We start from the raw sequence: 18,500 nt of genomic DNA on the forward strand, positions 1-18,500 counted from the left end.
GGCGGCTTTGGCCGCTTACTCCGCGGGAGCAAACCCTCTCTCCTGCGGCGCGACGCGCTTCGGCCCGAAGATGACGAAGCCGATGACCGACAGGGCGAGAACGCCGATCCCGCAATAGAGCATGACCCAGCCGAAACCATTGACCAGCGCGGCATGCACGATGGCGCCGGATGGGTCGAGGGCTGCGAGCTTCGGCGTCCCCTGCGCAAGGCCCTCCAGATTGCCGGTGGCGACCCTTTCCGCCAGTGCCCGCAACTCATCCGGCTCCAAAGCCGCGCCGAGTGTGGCCCGCAGGTGGGAAACGATACCTTGCGTCAGCAGCAGGCCGAGCACCGCGATGTTGATAGCGAGCGTGATCAGGCGTGCGCTGATGTCGATGCCGGACGCCATGCCGGCACGATCCGGCGATACCGCGCCGGTCGTGGTATTGGTGGTCGGCGAATTGGTGAGACCGATGCCGATGCCGGCAATCAGCGTGCCGGGCAGCATGGTCAGCCAGGTGGCGCCCTCGAGCCTGGAGCCGATCCACATGGCGATGAAACCGATCCCTAGCGTCAGCAGACCGAGCGGGATGGCAATTCGTGCCTGATAGCGCGCGCGAATGCGCTCGGCGATCGGCGGCATCACCATGAAGGGCAGCGTGTAGACGAGCAACAGCAGGCCGGTCGTCGTGCTGTCATAGCCGAGAACGCCCGAATAATAGATCGGCAGATAGATGATGAACGGCCAGTAACTGAAATTCATGCCGATGGCGCCCATGATCGCGCCGGAAAACTGGCGGATGCGGAACGCGGAGAAATCGAACATCGGATAGGGATTGACCCTCTCGGCCACAAGGAAAGCGATGAACGCAGCCACGGAGGCTGATATCACGCCGATGCGGGCGCTGGTCCCGAGATCCGCACCCTGCGTAATCAGATAGGAGAAGCCGAACACAGAAGCCGACAGCGTCAGCATGCCGGCCCAGTCGAGCTTCTGGGCATTGTGATCGCGCGATTGCGTGACACCGGCGCCGATAAAGGCGAGCGCCAGGAGCGCCAGCGGCACGTGGATGAGGAACACCCACTGCCAGTTCGACAGCGCCACGATCAGGCCGCCAATGGCGGGACCGAAACCAAGCCCGATGCCTGAGACGACGCTCCAGGCAACAAAAGCCTTGCCGCGTTCACGGCCGTCCTGGAACTGATGCGACAGCACGGCGACGCTGCAGGTCAGCATCGCGCCGCCGGCGAGACCTTGCAGGAAGCGGGCGGCGATCAGCAGCGCCGCACTCGGCGCTAGGCCGCACAGCAGCGAGGCGAGGCCGAAGGCGACGGTGGTGATCACCATCACGCTCTTGCGGCCGAAACGGTCGGCCAATGTCCCCGTCGCCATAAGCACTGTCGTGCAGGCGATGGTGTAGGCATTCATGATCCACTGCAAATCCCTGAAATTGGCGGCGAGCACGCTTTCCAGTTTCGGCAGGATCACCGGCACGCTGGAGATTTCGAGCCCGAACAGCAGCGACGCCAGGCACACGCCGGTGAGCGCTATGGTGTTTCGTTGAATTGGCATATCGATCTCTTTCCATCCGAGCATGAGGCGCTCTTCAAACCGCGACCAGTTTGAGATAGAGGAGACTCGACCATGAAAAAAGGCTATGCTCGGCTATATCAGAAATGACAAAACGGAATGATTGGCCCAATGGAGTGCTGCGATGACCAGTCTTGATGTGGACGCCGTACGAACCTTTGTGATGGTGGCCGATCTGCAGAGCTTCACCCAGGCGGCCACGGCGCTGGGCAGCACGCAGGCGACGATCAGCGTCAAGCTGCGCCGCCTTGAGGAGAAGCTCGGCGCGCGATTGATCGAAAGAACGCCGCGCCGCGTCAGCCTGTCGGCACGAGGCGCCGTCTTCCTCCCCGCCGCGCGTGACTTCCTTGCCGCGCACGAGCGCGCCATGGCGGAGTTTGCGTCAGCACCGTGCCGGCTTGCGCTCGGCTTTGTCGATCATGCCGCCGGTCCGGCGCTGTCCATTCTGATTGCCCAGCTCCATGCGCACGATCCATCGCTGACGCTCAGTTTGAGGATCGACACCAGCACGGTGCTCAAGGAAGCTTTCGATCACGGCGAGCTCGACGCAGTCATCGTGCACCGCGAAGGCGACAGCCGTCCTGGCCGGACCTTGTCGCGCAACCACTATGGCTGGTTCGCCGCACCTTCCTTCGAGTGGCAGCGCGGAACGCCGTTGCGCCTCGCGCTCTTAAGCACCGTGTGCAACTGTCCGGATCGTGTGCGGGCGGTCGAGGCGCTGGACAAAGCAGGCATCGCCTGGGAGGAGGCGTTCGTCGGCGGCGGCGGCGCGGCCGTCAACATTGCGATATCGGCGGGCTTTGCCGTTTCGGCGCTGGCTCACTGCGTCGCTCCGCCCGGCCTGATCGAGGTTGGCCGCAAGCTCGGCCTGCCGTCGCTTGACCCCTCCGAAGTGGTCCTGCATTCGCACAATCTGGCGCCGCGGGCGCGTGACGCGCTGCAAATGCTGGCGACCGCATTTCGCGAGTACAATTCGCCGGTGGATTAGGCGATGGTGTTTCCGATCTGATTCCGCCGGAATCCGATAAGGCTTTGGAGGAACCGAAATGACCGAGATCACCGTCCGCCCGCTGGCGCTGGCCGACCATGCCGACTGGCGGCGGCTGTGGACTGCCTACCTCACCTTCTACGAGACCAAGCTGCCGGACGAGGTCTACGACATCACCTGGAAACGACTGTTCACGGAAGGTGAATTCGAACCGAAGGGATTTATCGCCACGCTCGACGGCAAGGCGGTCGGCCTGACCCATTATCTCTATCACCGCTCCGGCTGGTCGGAGAAAAACAACTGCTACCTGCAGGACCTGTTCGCCGACCCTGATGTGCGCGGCAAGGGCATCGGTGCGGCCCTCATTGAAGCGGTCAAGCAGGAAGCCGGCAAGATCAGCGTCAAGAACGTCTATTGGATGACCCACGAAACCAACGCCACAGCGCGCAAGCTCTACGACCATGTCGCGCGGCGGACAGGTTTTATCGAGTATGATCTGCTATGATGCGAGCGCGATCGAAATAACGCGGAAGGAGCCGAATGATCCGCTATGTCGGAATCGTGGATGGCAGTGACTGCGTTTGGGGAGTGCGGATGCCCTATCTCGCCGGCTGCCACGGGGCCGGCGCAAACCCGGCTGAAGCGATAGCCGATGCCGCGTCGGCTATGCGCGAATGGGGCGGAAGCCCGCATCGCAAAGCACTTGCCCATGCCCAACCCACGTACTGTGGCAAATCTTCTGCAATCCGGCGAAATCGACAGTGCCCGTGGCGACTCCGCCGTGACCGTTCGGCATAGATAACGGCCAACCATGTTCCTCCCCTTCTTTCTCGAACTAAAGGCCGCGCGGGTTCCCGTTTCGCTCAGGGAATATCTGTCGCTGCTGGAAGGGCTGGAGGCCGGGCTGGTCGACTATGACGTCCAGGGTTTTTACTACCTCGCCCGCGCCGCGCTTGTGAAGGACGAACGCCATATCGACCGCTTCGACCAGGTGTTTGCGCATCTCTTCAAGGGGATCGAGGCGCTCACCGGCCCCGATGCCGTCGGTGTCGCCAACATCCCTGAGGAATGGCTGCGCCGGCTCGCCGAAAAGCACCTGACCGAGGAAGAGAAGAAACTGATCGAGGCGCTCGGCGGTTTCGACAAGCTGATGGAGACACTGAAGCAGCGGCTGGAGGAGCAGAAAGGCCGCCACCAGGGCGGCTCGAAATGGATCGGCACCGGCGGCACTTCGCCTTTCGGCGCCTATGGCTACAATCCCGAAGGCGTGCGCATCGGCCAGCATGAAAGCCACAATCGCCGTGCGGTGAAAGTCTGGGACAAGCGCGAGTTCAAAAATTTCGACGACGCCGTCGAGCTCGGCACCCGCAACATCAAGGTGGCGCTGAAGCGCCTGCGCCGCTGGGTGCGCGAGGGTGCGGAGGAAGAGTTCGACCTGCCCGGCACCATCCATGCCACCGCCGAGCACGGCTATCTCGATGTGCAGACGCGCCCCGAACGGCGCAACGCCGTGAAGCTCTTGATGTTCTTCGATGTCGGCGGCTCGATGGACGACCACATCAAAAGCGTCGAGGAGCTGTTTTCGGCCGCCCGCGCCGAATTCCGCCAGCTCGAATATTTTTACTTCCACAACTGCCTTTACGAGGGCGTCTGGAAGGACAACCGGCGCAGGCATGCCGAGACCATCCCGACCTTCGATCTGCTTCACAAATACGGCCCCGACTACAAGGTGATCGTCGTCGGCGATGCCTCGATGAGCCCTTACGAGATCGCGCATCCCGGCGGTTCGGTCGAGCATTGGAACCCGGAAGCCGGCAGTGTCTGGCTTGGCCGCCTCATCCAGCAATGGCCGAATGCGGTCTGGCTGAACCCCGAAAACCAGAAAAACTGGGGCTTCACCCATTCGATCGCGATGATCCGCGATCTCTTCGGCGGCCGCATGTTCCCACTGACGCTGGCCGGGTTGGAAGCCGCGACGAAGCAGCTCTCACGCAAGCATTGATATGAGAGGAAAACCGATGACCTGCTTTCTTTGCCCGCAATGCGGCGTCCAGTTCGCGGCAACGCAGACCCCGCCGGAAAATTGCCCGATCTGCGAGGACGAGCGGCAATATGTGCGCTGGGAGGGGCAAGCCTGGATCACCCCGGAAGAACTTTCTGCCCGACATAGGCTTGTTGTGAGGGACGATGCCGGCGTTCTCGCTTTCGGCATCGAGCCGCGCTTTGCTATCGGCCAGCGGGCGCTGCTGGCGCAGACGCCGCACGGCAATGTGCTGTGGGATTGCATCTCGATGGTGAGCGACGTGGCGGTAGCCGAAATCAACCGTCGCGGCGGCCTGGCCGCGATCGCCATTTCGCACTGCCACTATTATTCGGTGATGGTCGAGTGGAGCGAGGCGTTTGGCGGCGTGCCGATCTATCTCCATGCCGACGACCGCCAGTGGATCATGCGGCCGCACAACGCCATCGTCAGCTGGGCGGGCGAGACGCTGGCCATAAACCCGTCGCTGACACTCGTGCGTTGCGGTGGCCATTTTGCCGGCGGCCAGGTGCTGCATTGGAAACGCGATGGCGGTAACGCCCTGCTGTCCGGCGACATATTGCAGGTGACGCCGACGCGTCGCCATGTCAGCTTCATGTACAGCTATCCGAACTACATTCCGCTCAATGCGCCGGCCGTGCGACGCATCGCGGCGGCACTTGAGCCTTTCGAATTCGACGACATCTACGGCGCGTGGTGGCAGCAGAACATCATCGGCGGCGCAAGAACGGCATTTCATGCGTCGATCGCCCGCTATCTTCAGGCGATTGCGTAGGAGCTCGGCTGAAAATGCGAGCGCAACACGTAACAAACGCCTATCTCTGTGCGAATATGAGGTTGCAATCAAAAAAAGCCGCCAAGGCTGAGGAGATCAAATGGACACCCACACCTACCCTGTCACCCGCACCGACGCCGAATGGCGCGCCCGCCTGACGCCCGAGCAATATGCGGTCATGCGCGGCCATGGCACCGAACGGCCCGGAAGCTGCGCGCTGCTCTACGAAAAGCGCGCCGGCACCTTTTCCTGCGTCGGTTGCGACCAGCCGCTGTTCGAATCCAAGCTCAAGTTCGAGAGCGGCACCGGCTGGCCGAGCTTCAATGATCCGATGCCCGGTTCGGTCGAAAACACCGTCGACCGCAGCTACGGCATGGTCCGCACCGAATGCCACTGCGCCCGCTGCGGCAGCCATCTCGGCCATGTCTTCGACGACGGCCCGCCGCCGACCGGCCTGCGCTATTGCATCAACGGCGTGGCGCTGAAATTCGAGCCGGCGGCTTAAGCCGCCGCTTGACCATCATCTTCGAAGGGCGGCTTCGGCCGCCCTTTTTCGTGTCAATCTTCTCAGACAACCACCACCAGGATCAGCCAAAGCGTAGCCCCGAGCGTCATCAACGAAGCCTTGGCGCCACTGGATTTTTCCGTGGTTCGCCAGACGGCAAAGGTCAGAAAGATGTTGTAGGGCACGGGCGCGAAATGCACCGCCAGGACGACGGCGAGCGGCAGCTTCAAGCCGAGCAGAATGAGCGCGGCCACCGACGAGGCGATGTTGATCGCCGTGCCGACAAGGACTAGATCGCGCCAGAACAACCGCTCGACCGGCACCGCGCCTTGCCAGCGCGAGCCGAAGAAGGATCCGATGCTTTGCACCAACACCTGATAGCTATCCCTCTCTCAGCACGTCGGTGACGGCGCGCTCGAAGCGCGAGCATTCCGTCACCAGCCAGTCGGCCATGGCCGGCCAGTTGTCCTCGGCATAGCAGTTCACCCGCCACATCGAATTGATGCCGAGGCCCTCGCAGCTCTGCTCCGGCCTGAGCTTCAGCCTGTCTTCGATTGCCGGTTGGAACGGCTTCAGCCGCGACCAGACCCCGGTCGCGCCGAACTTCCCGTTACGGCCGAAAAAGACGCCAACTTGGCTTTGCGCCGGCGCGACATACATGGACAGGACCAGAGCGAAGTCAGGCAGCCCGCGCTGCCAGAACCAGGGTCCGCGCCGCGCCATGGAAGCGCGTTCCTCCGGATGCCGTTCGGCGAACAGCGCCCAGAAGCTGCGTTGGCGAAATTCAGAGGCGCGGCGGGCGCCGAAGTCGAATTCGCTCATGGTTCGATGCCCGTTCCAGCATCATTCCTTGGCCCGAGACTGTTTCGAAATTCGCTCCGGCGATATCAACCGGAGTAGAATTTCCACACAGCCTTACACCATGCCGAGCGCGGCCTTGTAGAGATCGAGGATGGTTTCCTCTTCCTGGCGCTCGGCCTGGTCCTTCTTGCGCAGCCGGATGATCGACCGCATCGCCTTGGTGTCGAAGCCGGTGCCCTTGGCCTCGGCGAACACTTCCTTGATGTCGTCGGCGATGGTCTTCTTTTCTTCCTCGAGCCGCTCGATGCGCTCGATGAAGGCGCGCAACTGGCCGGCGGCAACAGTCTGGCTGGTATCTGTGATGTCGTCGGCCATGTTTTTTCTCCGCTACTTTTTAAGCACCGCGATTCTGGCGCGGTAAATTGGGAGCGGGTTCGATGCCCGAGCGGGCGCGGCGGGTCAAGCCATTATCGGCGCTTCGTGAACGGCTGCTGCCAGCCGTCCCCAGTGTGATGGATCCGCGCGTCAGCCAAACGCGATCAACAGATCCTTCGCATCGATCTGATCGCCGGCCTTGACCAGCACTTCGGCCACTGTGCCGTCGCGCTCGGCATGCAGGGCCGTCTCCATCTTCATGGCTTCGATCGACAACAGCACGTCGCCGGCCTTGACCGCTTGGCCGGCGGCAACCGAAAGGGCGGAGACCACGCCCGGCATCGGCGCGCCGACATGCGCCTCGTTGCCGGGCTCGGCCTTGCGCCGTGCCTTGGCTGCCGAGGCGCCATGCGCCCTGTCCGGCACCCTGACGCGGCGCGGCTGGCCGTTGAGCTCGAAGAACACGGTGACCATGCCCTTCTCATCGACATCGCCGATCGCAAGGCAGCGCACCACAAGCGTCTTGCCTTTCTCGATGTCCAGGAAGATCTCGTCTTCGGACTTCATGCCGTAGAAATAGGTCGGCGTCGGCAGCACACTGACCGGCCCGTAGGTTTCCTGCGCGGCGGCGAAGTCGGTGAACACCTTCGGATACATCAGCCAGGACGCGAATTCGTACTCCGAAAGCTTGCGCTCCAGCTTCGCCTCGATCTCCTTGCGGCTGGCCTTGAGGTCGGCCGGTTTGAGCAGCGAGCCCGGCCGCACGGTGATCGGCTTGTTTTCCTTCAGCGCCTTCTTCTGCAGCTTCTCAGGCCAGCCGCCGGGCGACTGGCCGAGATCGCCGCGCAGCATCGAGACGACCGAGTCCGGGAAGGCGATGTCCTTGGCTGGGTTTTCGACGTCGGCAACGGTCAGATCCTGGCTCACCATCATCAGCGCCATGTCGCCGACCACCTTGGACGACGGCGTCACCTTGACGATGTCACCGAACATCAAATTGACGTCGTGATAGGCTTGTGCCACCTCGTGCCAACGCGTTTCCAGCCCCAGCGAACGCGCCTGTTCCTTGAGGTTGGTGAACTGGCCGCCCGGCATTTCGTGCAGATAGACTTCCGAGGCTGGCCCCTTGAGGTCGCTTTCGAAGGCGGCATACTGGTTGCGCACCGCTTCCCAGTAGAAGGAGATTTTGCGGATCCATTGCGGATCGAGGCCGGGATCGCGCTCGGTTCCCTTCAGCGCCTCGACGATCGAGCCCAGGCAAGGCTGCGAGGTGTTGCCGGAGAAGGAATCCATCGCCGCGTCGATGGCGTCGACGCCGCTTTCCACGCCGGCCAGCACCGTCGCCGCCGACAGGCCTGACGTGTCGTGGGTGTGGAAATGGATCGGCAGGTCGGTCGCCTCGCGCAGCGCCTTGAACAGCACGCGGGCGGCAGCCGGCTTCAAAAGCCCGGCCATGTCCTTGACGGCGATGATATGGGCGCCGGCGGCCTGCAATTCCTTCGCCAGCCCGACATAGTATTTAAGGTCGTATTTGGCGCGCGCCGGATCGAGGATGTCGCCGGTGTAGCAGATCGCCGCTTCGACCAGCTTGCCCTCGGCGCCCACCGCGTCCATGGCGACGCGCATATTCTCGACCCAGTTCAGGCAGTCGAAGACGCGGAACAGGTCGACCCCACCGGCCGCTGCCTGGCTGACGAAATGTTGCACGACATTGTCGGGATAGTTGGTGTAGCCGACGCCATTGGCGCCGCGCAGAAGCATCTGCAGCAAAAGGTTGGGGGCCGCTTCGCGCACTTTGCTCAACCGCTCCCACGGATCCTCGGTGAGGAAGCGCATGGCGACGTCGAAAGTGGCGCCGCCCCAGCATTCCAGCGACAGCAGCCGCGGCAGCGCCCGCGCATATGTGCCGGCGATGCCGGCAATGTCATGCGTGCGCATACGGGTGGCGAGCAGCGACTGGTGGCCGTCGCGCATCGTCGTGTCGGTGACAAGCACCTCTTTTTGCTCACGCATCCAGGCAGCGAATTTCTCCGGCCCCAACGCGTCGAGCTTCTGCTTGCTGCCATCAGGCACATTGCCGTTGAGATAGGGCACGACAGGCGCTGCCGCATCGGCCTTGGGCATCGGACGGCCGCGGGTTTCGGGATGGCCGTTGACGCTGACGTCGGCCAGATAGTTGAGCAGCTTGGTGGCGCGGTCCTGCCGCTTCACCTGCGCGAACAGCTCCGGCGTCGTGTCGATGAACCTGGTCGTATAGGAATTGTCGGCGAAGCGCGGGTGGTTGATGATTGCCTCGAGGAAGGTGAGGTTGGTCGCCACGCCGCGGATGCGGAACTCGCGCAAGGCCCGGTTCATGCGGGCGATCGCCTCGGCCGGTGTCGGCGCCCAGGCAGTCACCTTCTCCAGCAGCGGATCGTAGAAGCGGGTGATGACCGCGCCCGAATAGGCGGTGCCGCCGTCGAGGCGGATGCCGAAACCGGCGGCTTCGCGATAAGCGGTGATGCGGCCGTAGTCCGGAATGAAACTATGCTCCGGATCCTCGGTCGTGATGCGGCACTGCAGCGCATGACCGTTCAGCCTGATGTCGGCCTGCGCCGGCACGCCCGACTCTTTCGTGCCGATGGCAAAGCCGTCCAGTATGTGGATCTGCGCCTTGACGATGTCGATGCCGGTCACCTGCTCGGTCACGGTGTGCTCGACCTGGATGCGCGGATTGACCTCGATGAAGTAGAATTTGCCGGTGTCGGCGTCCTGCAGGAATTCCACCGTACCGGCGCCGATATAGCTGGTCTCGCGCGCGATCTTGAGCGCATAGCCGCAAAGCTCCTGGCGCAATGCCTCGCTGAGATAGGGCGCCGGCGCCCGTTCGACGACCTTCTGGTTGCGGCGCTGGATCGAGCAGTCGCGCTCGAACAGATGCACCGCGTTGCCATGCGTGTCGCCGAGCACCTGGACCTCGACATGGCGGGCGCGCTCTATCAGCTTTTCGAGATAGACCTCGTCCTTGCCGAAGGCGGCCTTGGCCTCGCGCTTGCCCTCCATCACCTCGCGGGCGAGGTCGGCTTCCGCGCGGATGGCGCGCATGCCGCGCCCGCCCCCGCCCCATGATGCCTTGAGCATCACCGGATAGCCGACTGTCTTGGCGAGCTGCTTGACTGCTTCCATGTCGTCCGGCAGCGGTTCGGTTGCCGGCACCACCGGCACGCCGACCTCGATGGCCAGATTGCGTGCGGCGACCTTGTTGCCGAGCCGGCGCATCGTGTCGGGCTTCGGTCCTATGAAGGTGATGCCGGCCTCGGCGCAGGCATCTGCGAATTCAGGGCTTTCCGACAGAAGGCCATAGCCCGGATGGATGGCGTCGGCGCCGGACAGCTTGGCGACGCGGATCACTTCCTCGATCGACAGATAGCTTTCGATCGGCCCCATGTCCCTGGCCAGATGCGGCCCGCGCCCGACTTGGTAGCTTTCATCGGCCTTGAACCGATGAAGTGAATATTTGTCCTCCTCGGCCCAGATCGCCACGGTTTTGAGGCCGAGCTCGTTTGCCGCGCGAAAGACGCGGATGGCAATTTCGGACCTGTTGGCGACGAGGATCTTCGTGATGGCCAAGGAAGGAGGCTCCGGACAGGGAGGGATGGGGCAGAGGCATGATTAACGCGAAAATGCTGCAGTGCAACCAAAATCGGGGAGAGCTTAAACCGATTTAAATGGGATTCTAGCACCACCGCTCGAAAAGATGCGTGCGATTGGCGTCGCGAGGTGACGCTAATTGTCGTGCCCGCAAAAATTCGACCCGGCTAGCGGCTTATCCAGCCACCCTCGCTGCCGCCCTGTCCACCAAAGAAAAAATGCCCGGCGCGAGCGCCGGGCATTCCATAGAGCTGTGTTCCGAATTACGACTTCGGGAACCAGGAGATCTTGCCGTCCGGACCCTTCTTCCATTCGTACATGATGTAGCCCGGGAGCTTCGGATCGCCCTTCGCGTCATAGGCGAGATCGCCCAGAACGGTCTTGAACGGACCCTTCTCGTGCAGCGCCTTGGCCACTTCCACGGGGTCGTTCGACTTGGCCACGGCAGCGGCCTCGGCGATCACCTGCATGGCGGCGTAGGAGTAGAGAGTGTAGGCTTCCGGCTCGAAGCCCTGGGCGCGGAACTTCTCGACCAGTGCCTTGTTCTCGGGGATCAGGCGCGGATCGGGACCGAAGGTGTTGAGCGTGCCGATAACCGCATCGCCGGCGATCGCAGCCAGCTCGTCGGTGACGATGCCGTCGCCCGACATCAGGGTAGCCTTGAGGCCCTGGTCCGCCGACTGGCGGATGATCAGGCCGGCTTCGGTATGCAGGCCGCCCCAATAGATCAGGGTAACACCGGCGTCCTTCATCTTGGCAATCAGCGCCGAGAAGTCCTTGTCGCCGACATTGACGCCTTCGTACATGACTTCGGTCAGGCCGGCTGCGTTCATCGCCTTCTTGGTCTCGTCGGCAAGGCCCTGACCATAGGGGGTCTTGTCGTGGATGACGGCAACCTTGGCGTCCTTGAAGTTGGTCGCGATATAGCCGCCGGCGATGCCGCCCTGCTGGTCATCGCGTCCGCAGGTGCGGAACACGTTCCACAGGCCGCGCTCGGTGAATTTCGGGTTGGTCGCCGCAGGCGTCACTTCGACGATGTTGTTGTCGACGTAGACTTCCTGCGAAACCGGGATCGAGACGCCCGAGTTGAAGTGGCCGATCACGAATTTCACGCCGTCGCCGACGAACTTGTTGCCGACCGAAATGCCCTGCTTCGGATCGGAGACGTCGTCGCCGACTTCGAGCTTGATCTGCTCGCCGTTCATGCCGCCTGCGGCGTTGATGTCGGCAACGGCCGCTTCCGCACCCTTCTGCAGCTGCGCACCGAAGGCCGCATTCGGACCGGTGATCGGACCTGCGACGCCGACGATAACGTCAGCCCATGCATTGCCACCGAACGCGACAAGCGCGGTCAGGGCAACGGCGGACAAAAGTGATTTCTTCATTTAAACGCTCCCATTTACGAGGTGGGCGTGGATGAAACTTTCATGCGATGCCCACCCTTATCGCAGAAAGCGTACTTTGCCGATTTTCAGGCCCTTGTCACGCCGATTCATCCCCGGAACGGCGTTAATGATGAACGTCAACCTTTCGGTTTCCAGCTTAAGATCGAAGCCCGTTCGTAAAGCCAATTATACTGCGTCACCATCTGGTTCGTACGCGTGTATTGATAGCCGACAAATCCCAATATCATGAGCACGATTGTGTCCACGACATAGTATTGCAGCGAAAACATCGTGCCGCCGAACAGGGCATGATGGATGAACCTGATGCCGATGCCGAGGCCCAGCAGATAGGCGAACAGCGCCGGCAGGCTGCGCCATGTCTGGGCGCTGGCCTTGCCGGTCATCCATGCCGCCCAGCCGCCGAGCAGACAGGTGACGAAGAAGAACTGCCAGATGGAAGGTTCCTCGTGAAGAATGCCTTGCATGATGAAGACTCCCTAGCATGATCCCGAAAAGTTGCAGACTTTTCGGACAAAGGTCCTGCGACAAACAAACAAGTTGGAGCGGAATACCGTATGCATACATTCCGCTCCAAAATCAGTGATGGCCGCCTTCGAGATAGGCCGCCCGCACTTCCGGATTGGCGAGCAATTCCTTGCCTGTGCCGCTCATGGTTACGTTGCCGTTGACCATGACATAGCCGCGCGTAGCGAGTTTGAGCGCGCCGAAGGCGTTCTGCTCGACCAGGAACACGGTCAGCCCTTGCGTGCGGTTCAGCTCGCGGATGGCATCGAAGATCTGCTTGACGATCAGCGGCGCCAGACCCAGCGACGGCTCGTCGAGCAGCAGCAGCTTCGGCCGCGCCATCAGCGCACGTCCGATCGACAGCATCTGCTGCTCGCCGCCCGACAGCGTGCCGCCGCGCTGGGCAATGCGCTCCTTGAGGCGCGGGAACAACGCGAACACCTTCTCAGCATCTTCGTCATAGTGCTTGAGATTGTCGAGACCGGCGCCCATCTGCAGGTTTTCCATCACCGTCATGCGCGGGAAAATGCGCCTGCCTTCCGGCGACTGCGCAATGCGCATGCGGGCGATCTCGTGCGTCGGCATCTGGGTGATGTCGGTGCCGGCGAAAGTGATTGAGCCGGCACGAGCGCGCGGCGCACCGAAGATGGTCATCATCAGCGTCGACTTGCCGGCGCCGTTGGCGCCGATCAGCGCGACGATCTCGCCCTGGTTGACGTGGACATCGACGCCGTTCAGCGCCTTGATGTTGCCGTAGTAGGTCTCGACGCCCTTGATGTCGAGCAGCGTTGTCTCGGCCATCACTTACGCCCTCCGCGCGGCTTGCCTGTCGGGGATTTGGTGGCCGCCGGCTTGGACTTGGCCGTTAGACGCTCGGACGGTGCTCTTGGCGCGGAGTTGGCTCTTGTATCGTATTGGGTGGCCTTTGAAGCTCCCTTCGACACCGTGACCCGCTCGCCCTGGCTGTGGCCGATCGTGTCGCTTACCGGGCCGGCGAGATAGGAAGACGATGTGCCTGGTCCGTGAGCCGAATCCGGCCCGATGTCCAGCTGCTCGATGACGTCTTCATCGCCAACCTCGGTCAGCACCGTCTCGACCTCCTCGTCGTCGACGCCGAGATAGGCGGCGATGACGCGCGGGTCGGTACGCACCGATTGCGGGCTGCCGTCGGAAATCTTGCGGCCATATTCAAGCACCACGACATGGTCGGAAATCTGCATGACCACCGACATGTCATGTTCGATCAGCAGGATCGAGGTACTGCTCTTGATGTCCATCAGCAGCGAATTCAGCGCAGCCGACTCCTTCGGATTGAGACCGGCCGCAGGCTCGTCGAGGCACAGAAGTTCGGGCCCTGTGCACATGGCGCGCGCAATCTCGAGGCGCCGCTGCGCGCCATAGGGCAGGTCGCCGGCCGGATCGTCGGCGCGATCGACAAGATCGGCCTTCTCCAGCCAGTGCTTGGCAAGCTCCACCGATTCAGCCGAGGCCCTGCGGTAGCCGCCGATCCCGAACAGGCCCAGGATCGTATAGCCGGATGCCTTCATCAGCTTGTTGTGCTGGGCAACCAGCAGATTCTCCAGCAGCGTCATGCCCGAGAACAGGCGGATGTTCTGGAAGGTGCGCGCCACCTTGGCGCGCGCCGGGATCTCATGATTGGGCAGCCGTTCGAGCAGGAAGCTCGAGCCGTCGGCCCGGTTGAGCGTAATCATGCCTTCCGACGGCTTGTAGAAGCCGGTGATGCAATTGAAGACGGTGGTCTTGCCGGCGCCATTGGGTCCGATCAGAGCGGTGATCTCGCCGCGCTTGGCCTGGAACGACAGGTCGCCGATGGCGATCAGGCCGCCGAACTTCATCGAAAGATGCTCGACCTGGAGGATGGCGTCTTTCATACCCGGATTGGTCTTCTGAATGGAGGTCGCGCTCATCAGCCGTGCCCTTCCTTGGTGAAGGAGGAGGAGACCGCTTTTCGTTCACTGAGGAAGGCCGTCGGTTCACGGCTGCCGACAAAGCCGCGCGGCTTCCACAGCATGACGATGACCATCGCCATGCCGAACAAAAGCATGCGGTAAAGCTCCGGGGTGAAATCTTTTCCGAAGACACTTTTCAGGAAATCGAGTTCGCGCAGCGCCTCGGTGCCGCCGATCATCACCAGCGCGGCGACCGCGATGCCGACCAGCGAGCCCATGCCGCCGAGCACCACGATGGCCAGGATGATCGCCGATTCGAGGAAGACGAAGGATTCAGGGCTGACGAAGCCTTGCCGTGCGGCGAAGAAGGCGCCGGCAAAACCGCCGAACATGGCGCCGGTGGCAAAGGCGGTGAGCTTGGTGGTGGTGGTGTTGATGCCAAGCGAGCGGCAGGCAATCTCGTCCTCGCGCAGCGCCTCCCAGGCGCGGCCGACAGGCATGCGCCTGAGCCTGATGGTGACGAAGGCGGTCAGCAGCGCCAGGCCGAGAATGAGATAGTAGAGGAAGATCTTGTAGTAGGCGCTTGACTGGGCGATGTGCAGCACCTTGCCGATGTAGTTCGGGTCCGTCGAATTGAACGTCATCAGGCCGAAGAAGGTGACCTTCGGGATGCCGGAAATGCCGGCCGACCCGTTGGTGACTTCACGCCAGTTGATCAGCACCAGGCGGATGATCTCGCCGAAGGCCAGCGTCACGATCGCCAGGTAATCGCCACGAAGCCTGAGCACCGGAAAGCCGAGCATAACGCCCCAGAAGGCGGCCATGGCGCCGGCGGCGGGCAGCAGGATCCAGAACGACAGGCCGTATTGCGAACCGAGCAACGCATAGGCATAGGCGCCGACCGCGTAAAAGGCGACGTAGCCGAGATCGAGCAGGCCGGCGAGGCCGACGACGATGTTCAGCCCCCAGGCCAGCATCACATAGATCAGGATCTGGATGCCGAAATTGTCGACCCACTTCAACGAGCCCTGCAGGCCGCCGGTTATCGACCACGCGTAGATCGACAGCACCACGACGACGAGGATCGGGTATAGCACCAGCGCCGCAATGCCGAGCTTGGTGAAATTGGCGTGGATGAAGGAGCGGAAATAGAAGATCACGCAAGCGAGCGCGTAAATGACGGCCAATGCGCGCAGGAACTGAAGGTAGCCGGCCAGATCGGGCCCCACCAACGCCGGCAGGGCGCTGCCGAACGCAACCAGGACAACCGCCAACACGACGGCGACGATGAAGGCCGGAAGCAGGAAGAAGCGCGACGCGACGCTCGCCGGCAACAGGCCGGTGGCGACATTGGTGATCTTCTGATTGGCCATGAACGGCTGGCCATAGGCAATGTAGAAGAAGCGGCCAAGCATGGTCAGCACGACCACGGTGATGAGCAGCAACCAGCGCTGCACCAGGATCAGCTGGTTGCTGATGTTCTGGTCGGTCTTCAGGCCGATGAAGAGAATGAACAACCCCAGCGAGATGGCGCCGGCATAGAACGCTTCGCGCAATGCACGCTGCACGGGGGAGGCGACGGTGTCGCGCTCCGAGGATACGGAAACCGCCATTGTCTCAGACCTTTTCGACTTCTGGCCGGCCCAAAATGCCGGAAGGCAGGAAGATCAGCACGATCGCCAGGATCGAGAACGCCGCGACGTCCTTGTAGTCGATCGAGAAATACGCCGACCACATGCTCTCGATGAAGCCGATCAAAAGCCCGCCAAGCACCGCGCCCGGCAGAGACCCGATGCCGCCGAGAACGGCCGCAGTGAAGGCCTTGACCCCCGGCACAAAGCCGTCGGAAAAGGCGATGACGCCGTAATACATCAGGAATAACGTGCCCGCGACGGCCGCAAGCGCTGCACCCATGATGAAGGTGATCGAGATCGTACGGTCGACATCGACGCCGAGCAGCGCCGCCATCTTGCGGTCCTGCTCGCACGCCCTTTGCGCCCGGCCGAGGGAAGTCCTGTTGACCAGGTACCAGAACAGCGCCAGCAGCAGGGCGGTGACGACGACGATGATGATCTGCTTCAGCGACACGCTGATGCCGTTGATGTTGTAGACTTGGCTGACCATCGGCGGGATCGGCTTGTTGCGCGGGCCTTGCGTCACCTGGATGAAGTTCGACAGCGCGATCGACATGCCGATGGCCGTGATCAGCGGCGCCAGCCGGAACGAACCGCGCAGCGGCCGGTAGGCCACCTTCTCGATCGTCCAGTTGTAGAGGCTGGTGAGCAGCATCGCCACGATCATCATGATCAGCAGCGCCAGGACGACCGGCACTGAATAGAACAAGGAGCCGAGGATGAGGAAGACGACGAGGGCGGCGAATGCCCCGACCATGAAAATGTCGCCGTGGGCGAAGTTGATCATGCCGATGATGCCGTAGACCATCGTGTAGCCGATTGCGATCAGCCCATAGATCGATCCCAGCGTCAGCCCATTGATAAGCTGCTGGACAAAGTACTGCATGTGTACATGGCTCCCCTGGAATGTCGCCCATGCAGACGCATTCCTTTTCGTATTTCCCCTAGTCGTAAAGTTTCGAGCCCGGATTGCAACGTGATTTTTCAAACGTTGAGCGTGTTTTGCCGGCACGCCTTCCGATTGCCCGTTTTTTTGCTCCCGACCCCTGGACTATCGCGGACCCTATCATTGGCATAACGCAATGTCTTTGACGATTCAGCCGGACCAGCGACCTCATTTCGAAGAAATCCCGGTCAAAATTAGGTGATGAGACGAATCTTTGCGTTGTTGGCGGGCTTCGTTTTTTAGCCACATTCCGTACTGACCAGCTGCAACATGGGTTACTTCCGACTATGGCGGTGGATGCCTCGCCCACGCGCTAACCTTTCGCTGACTGGTTTCGCCAAGAGGTCCCGCCCTGGGCCCAAGTCCTGGTCTCGGTGGATGATCGGCAGCCTACCGTATCACTTAACCACAAAACCGTGCGCGAACGGATCGCGGTCGTCGATGAAGATGGTGTTCAGGCCGGTCATCCGCGCCCAGCCGCCGATCGAGGGAATGATGGCCGGCTTGCCGGCAACAGTGACGTCCTTCTCGACCTTGCCCTTGAACAGCGAGCCGATGATCGATTCGTGGACAAAACTGTCGCCGGCCTTGAGCTTGCCCTTGGCATGGAGCTGCGCCATGCGCGCCGAGGTGCCGGTGCCGCAAGGTGAGCGGTCGATCGCCTTGTCGCCATAGAAGACGGCGTTGCGTGCGTCGGCCCCCTCCACTGTCGGCTCGCCCGTCCACAGCATGTGGGACAGCCGGTTGATGCCGGGGTTTTCCGGATGCACGAACGAGTACTTCTCGTTGAGCCGCTGCCGCACCACGGGGCTCCAGGCGATGAAATCGCTGGCGGAATAATCAGCCATGTCGCGAAAATTCGCCTGCGGCTCGACGATTGCGTAGAAATTGCCGCCATAGGCGACATCGACAGTGATCTCGCCAAGCTGCGGGCAGTCGACCGTCAGTCCCTCGGCATAAAGGAAGGACGGCACATTCGTGATGCGCACCTCCTCGACATAGTCGCCGACTTGTTTGTATTCGGCGATAACCAGCCCGGCCGGTGTGTCGAGCCGGAGCACGCCGGGTGTCTTCGGCTTGATCAGCCCATGTTCGATGGCCATCGTCACCGTGCCGATCGTGCCGTGGCCGCACATCGGCAGGCAGCCCGACGTCTCGATGAACAGGATGGCTATGTCGCAATCCTCGCGCGTCGGCGGATAGAGGATCGAGCCCGACATGACATCGTGGCCGCGCGGCTCGAACATCAGCCCGGTGCGGATCCAGTCATACTCCGCCAGGAAATGCGCCCGCCGCTCCATCATCGTCGACCCCTGAAGCAAAGGGCCGCCGCCGGCGACCAGCCGCACCGGATTGCCGCAGGTATGGCCGTCGATGCAAAAGAAGGATTTTTTGGCCATGATTTCCTCGAAC

Annotated in this window: 16 protein-coding genes and 1 pseudogene; 5 read left to right on the forward strand and 12 right to left on the reverse strand. The window is 62.1% G+C overall.

What is annotated here, in order from left to right; genetic code table 11:
* Nucleotides 1-15 precede the first annotated feature (15 nt).
* Nucleotides 16-1,554 carry an MFS transporter gene (locus tag ACYG9Z_RS12045; protein ID WP_023752633.1) on the reverse strand — a complete coding sequence of 513 codons (1,539 nt, stop codon included), beginning with the start codon at nucleotides 1,552-1,554 and terminating at the stop codon, nucleotides 16-18.
* Between the two features lie 142 nt (nucleotides 1,555-1,696).
* Between ACYG9Z_RS12045 and ACYG9Z_RS12050 the strand changes: the two genes are divergently transcribed.
* From ACYG9Z_RS12050 to msrB, 5 genes are all read left to right on the forward strand, one after another.
* Nucleotides 1,697-2,560 (forward strand): LysR family transcriptional regulator, encoded by an 864-nt coding sequence (locus ACYG9Z_RS12050; protein ID WP_023737887.1) that lies wholly within the window; start codon nucleotides 1,697-1,699, stop codon nucleotides 2,558-2,560.
* A 58-nt stretch (nucleotides 2,561-2,618) separates the two neighbouring features.
* A complete protein-coding gene (locus ACYG9Z_RS12055) occupies nucleotides 2,619-3,065 on the forward strand; it encodes a GNAT family N-acetyltransferase (protein WP_023752634.1) in 447 nt (148 codons plus the stop codon).
* 306 nt (nucleotides 3,066-3,371) lie between these two features.
* A complete protein-coding gene (locus ACYG9Z_RS12060) occupies nucleotides 3,372-4,562 on the forward strand; it encodes a vWA domain-containing protein (protein ID WP_023752635.1) in 1,191 nt (396 codons plus the stop codon).
* A gap of 16 nt (nucleotides 4,563-4,578) precedes the next feature.
* Nucleotides 4,579-5,376: an MBL fold metallo-hydrolase gene (locus ACYG9Z_RS12065; RefSeq protein ID WP_023752636.1), complete on the forward strand. Its 798-nt coding sequence runs from the start codon at nucleotides 4,579-4,581 to the stop codon at nucleotides 5,374-5,376.
* 100 nt (nucleotides 5,377-5,476) lie between these two features.
* Nucleotides 5,477-5,881, forward strand: a complete 405-nt coding sequence (msrB, locus tag ACYG9Z_RS12070) for a peptide-methionine (R)-S-oxide reductase MsrB (protein ID WP_023752637.1) — start codon at nucleotides 5,477-5,479, stop codon at nucleotides 5,879-5,881.
* Between the two features lie 62 nt (nucleotides 5,882-5,943).
* Here the strand turns inward: msrB and ACYG9Z_RS12075 are convergent, their stop codons facing one another.
* From ACYG9Z_RS12075 to ACYG9Z_RS12125, 11 genes and pseudogenes are all read right to left on the reverse strand, one after another.
* Nucleotides 5,944-6,255, reverse strand: a complete 312-nt coding sequence (locus tag ACYG9Z_RS12075; protein WP_023688926.1) for a hypothetical protein — start codon at nucleotides 6,253-6,255, stop codon at nucleotides 5,944-5,946.
* Nucleotides 6,256-6,262: 7 nt separating this feature from the next.
* Nucleotides 6,263-6,703: a hypothetical protein gene (locus tag ACYG9Z_RS12080; protein WP_023752638.1), complete on the reverse strand. Its 441-nt coding sequence runs from the start codon at nucleotides 6,701-6,703 to the stop codon at nucleotides 6,263-6,265.
* A gap of 93 nt (nucleotides 6,704-6,796) precedes the next feature.
* On the reverse strand, nucleotides 6,797-7,057 hold the full coding sequence (locus tag ACYG9Z_RS12085; protein WP_023668722.1) for a DUF2312 domain-containing protein: 261 nt from the start codon (nucleotides 7,055-7,057) through the stop codon (nucleotides 6,797-6,799).
* A 150-nt stretch (nucleotides 7,058-7,207) separates the two neighbouring features.
* Nucleotides 7,208-10,666, reverse strand: a complete 3,459-nt coding sequence (pyc, locus tag ACYG9Z_RS12090; RefSeq protein WP_023752639.1) for a pyruvate carboxylase — start codon at nucleotides 10,664-10,666, stop codon at nucleotides 7,208-7,210.
* A 284-nt stretch (nucleotides 10,667-10,950) separates the two neighbouring features.
* On the reverse strand, nucleotides 10,951-12,072 hold the full coding sequence (locus ACYG9Z_RS12095; protein ID WP_023668720.1) for a branched-chain amino acid ABC transporter substrate-binding protein: 1,122 nt from the start codon (nucleotides 12,070-12,072) through the stop codon (nucleotides 10,951-10,953).
* Nucleotides 12,073-12,209: 137 nt separating this feature from the next.
* The gene (locus ACYG9Z_RS12100; RefSeq protein WP_023668719.1) at nucleotides 12,210-12,557 is read right to left on the reverse strand and encodes a DUF6867 family protein; all 348 of its coding nucleotides are present in this window, start codon (nucleotides 12,555-12,557) and stop codon (nucleotides 12,210-12,212) included.
* A gap of 112 nt (nucleotides 12,558-12,669) precedes the next feature.
* Nucleotides 12,670-13,398 carry an ABC transporter ATP-binding protein gene (locus ACYG9Z_RS12105; protein WP_023668718.1) on the reverse strand — a complete coding sequence of 243 codons (729 nt, stop codon included), beginning with the start codon at nucleotides 13,396-13,398 and terminating at the stop codon, nucleotides 12,670-12,672.
* Between the two features lie 20 nt (nucleotides 13,399-13,418).
* Nucleotides 13,419-14,525: pseudogene (locus ACYG9Z_RS12110) on the reverse strand (ABC transporter ATP-binding protein); the annotation flags it as partial.
* Entirely contained in the window at nucleotides 14,525-16,120 is a 1,596-nt protein-coding gene (livM, locus tag ACYG9Z_RS12115) for a high-affinity branched-chain amino acid ABC transporter permease LivM (protein WP_023684138.1), read from the reverse strand. The pseudogene ACYG9Z_RS12110 and the gene livM, both read right to left, overlap by 1 nt.
* A gap of 4 nt (nucleotides 16,121-16,124) precedes the next feature.
* The gene (locus ACYG9Z_RS12120; RefSeq protein WP_023668715.1) at nucleotides 16,125-17,027 is read right to left on the reverse strand and encodes a branched-chain amino acid ABC transporter permease; all 903 of its coding nucleotides are present in this window, start codon (nucleotides 17,025-17,027) and stop codon (nucleotides 16,125-16,127) included.
* A gap of 458 nt (nucleotides 17,028-17,485) precedes the next feature.
* Nucleotides 17,486-18,487, reverse strand: coding sequence for a 4-hydroxyproline epimerase (locus tag ACYG9Z_RS12125; RefSeq protein WP_023752640.1), 1,002 nt, complete (start codon nucleotides 18,485-18,487; stop codon nucleotides 17,486-17,488).
* Nucleotides 18,488-18,500 lie beyond the last annotated feature (13 nt).

The organism is Mesorhizobium sp. RSR380A (assembly GCF_054719385.1).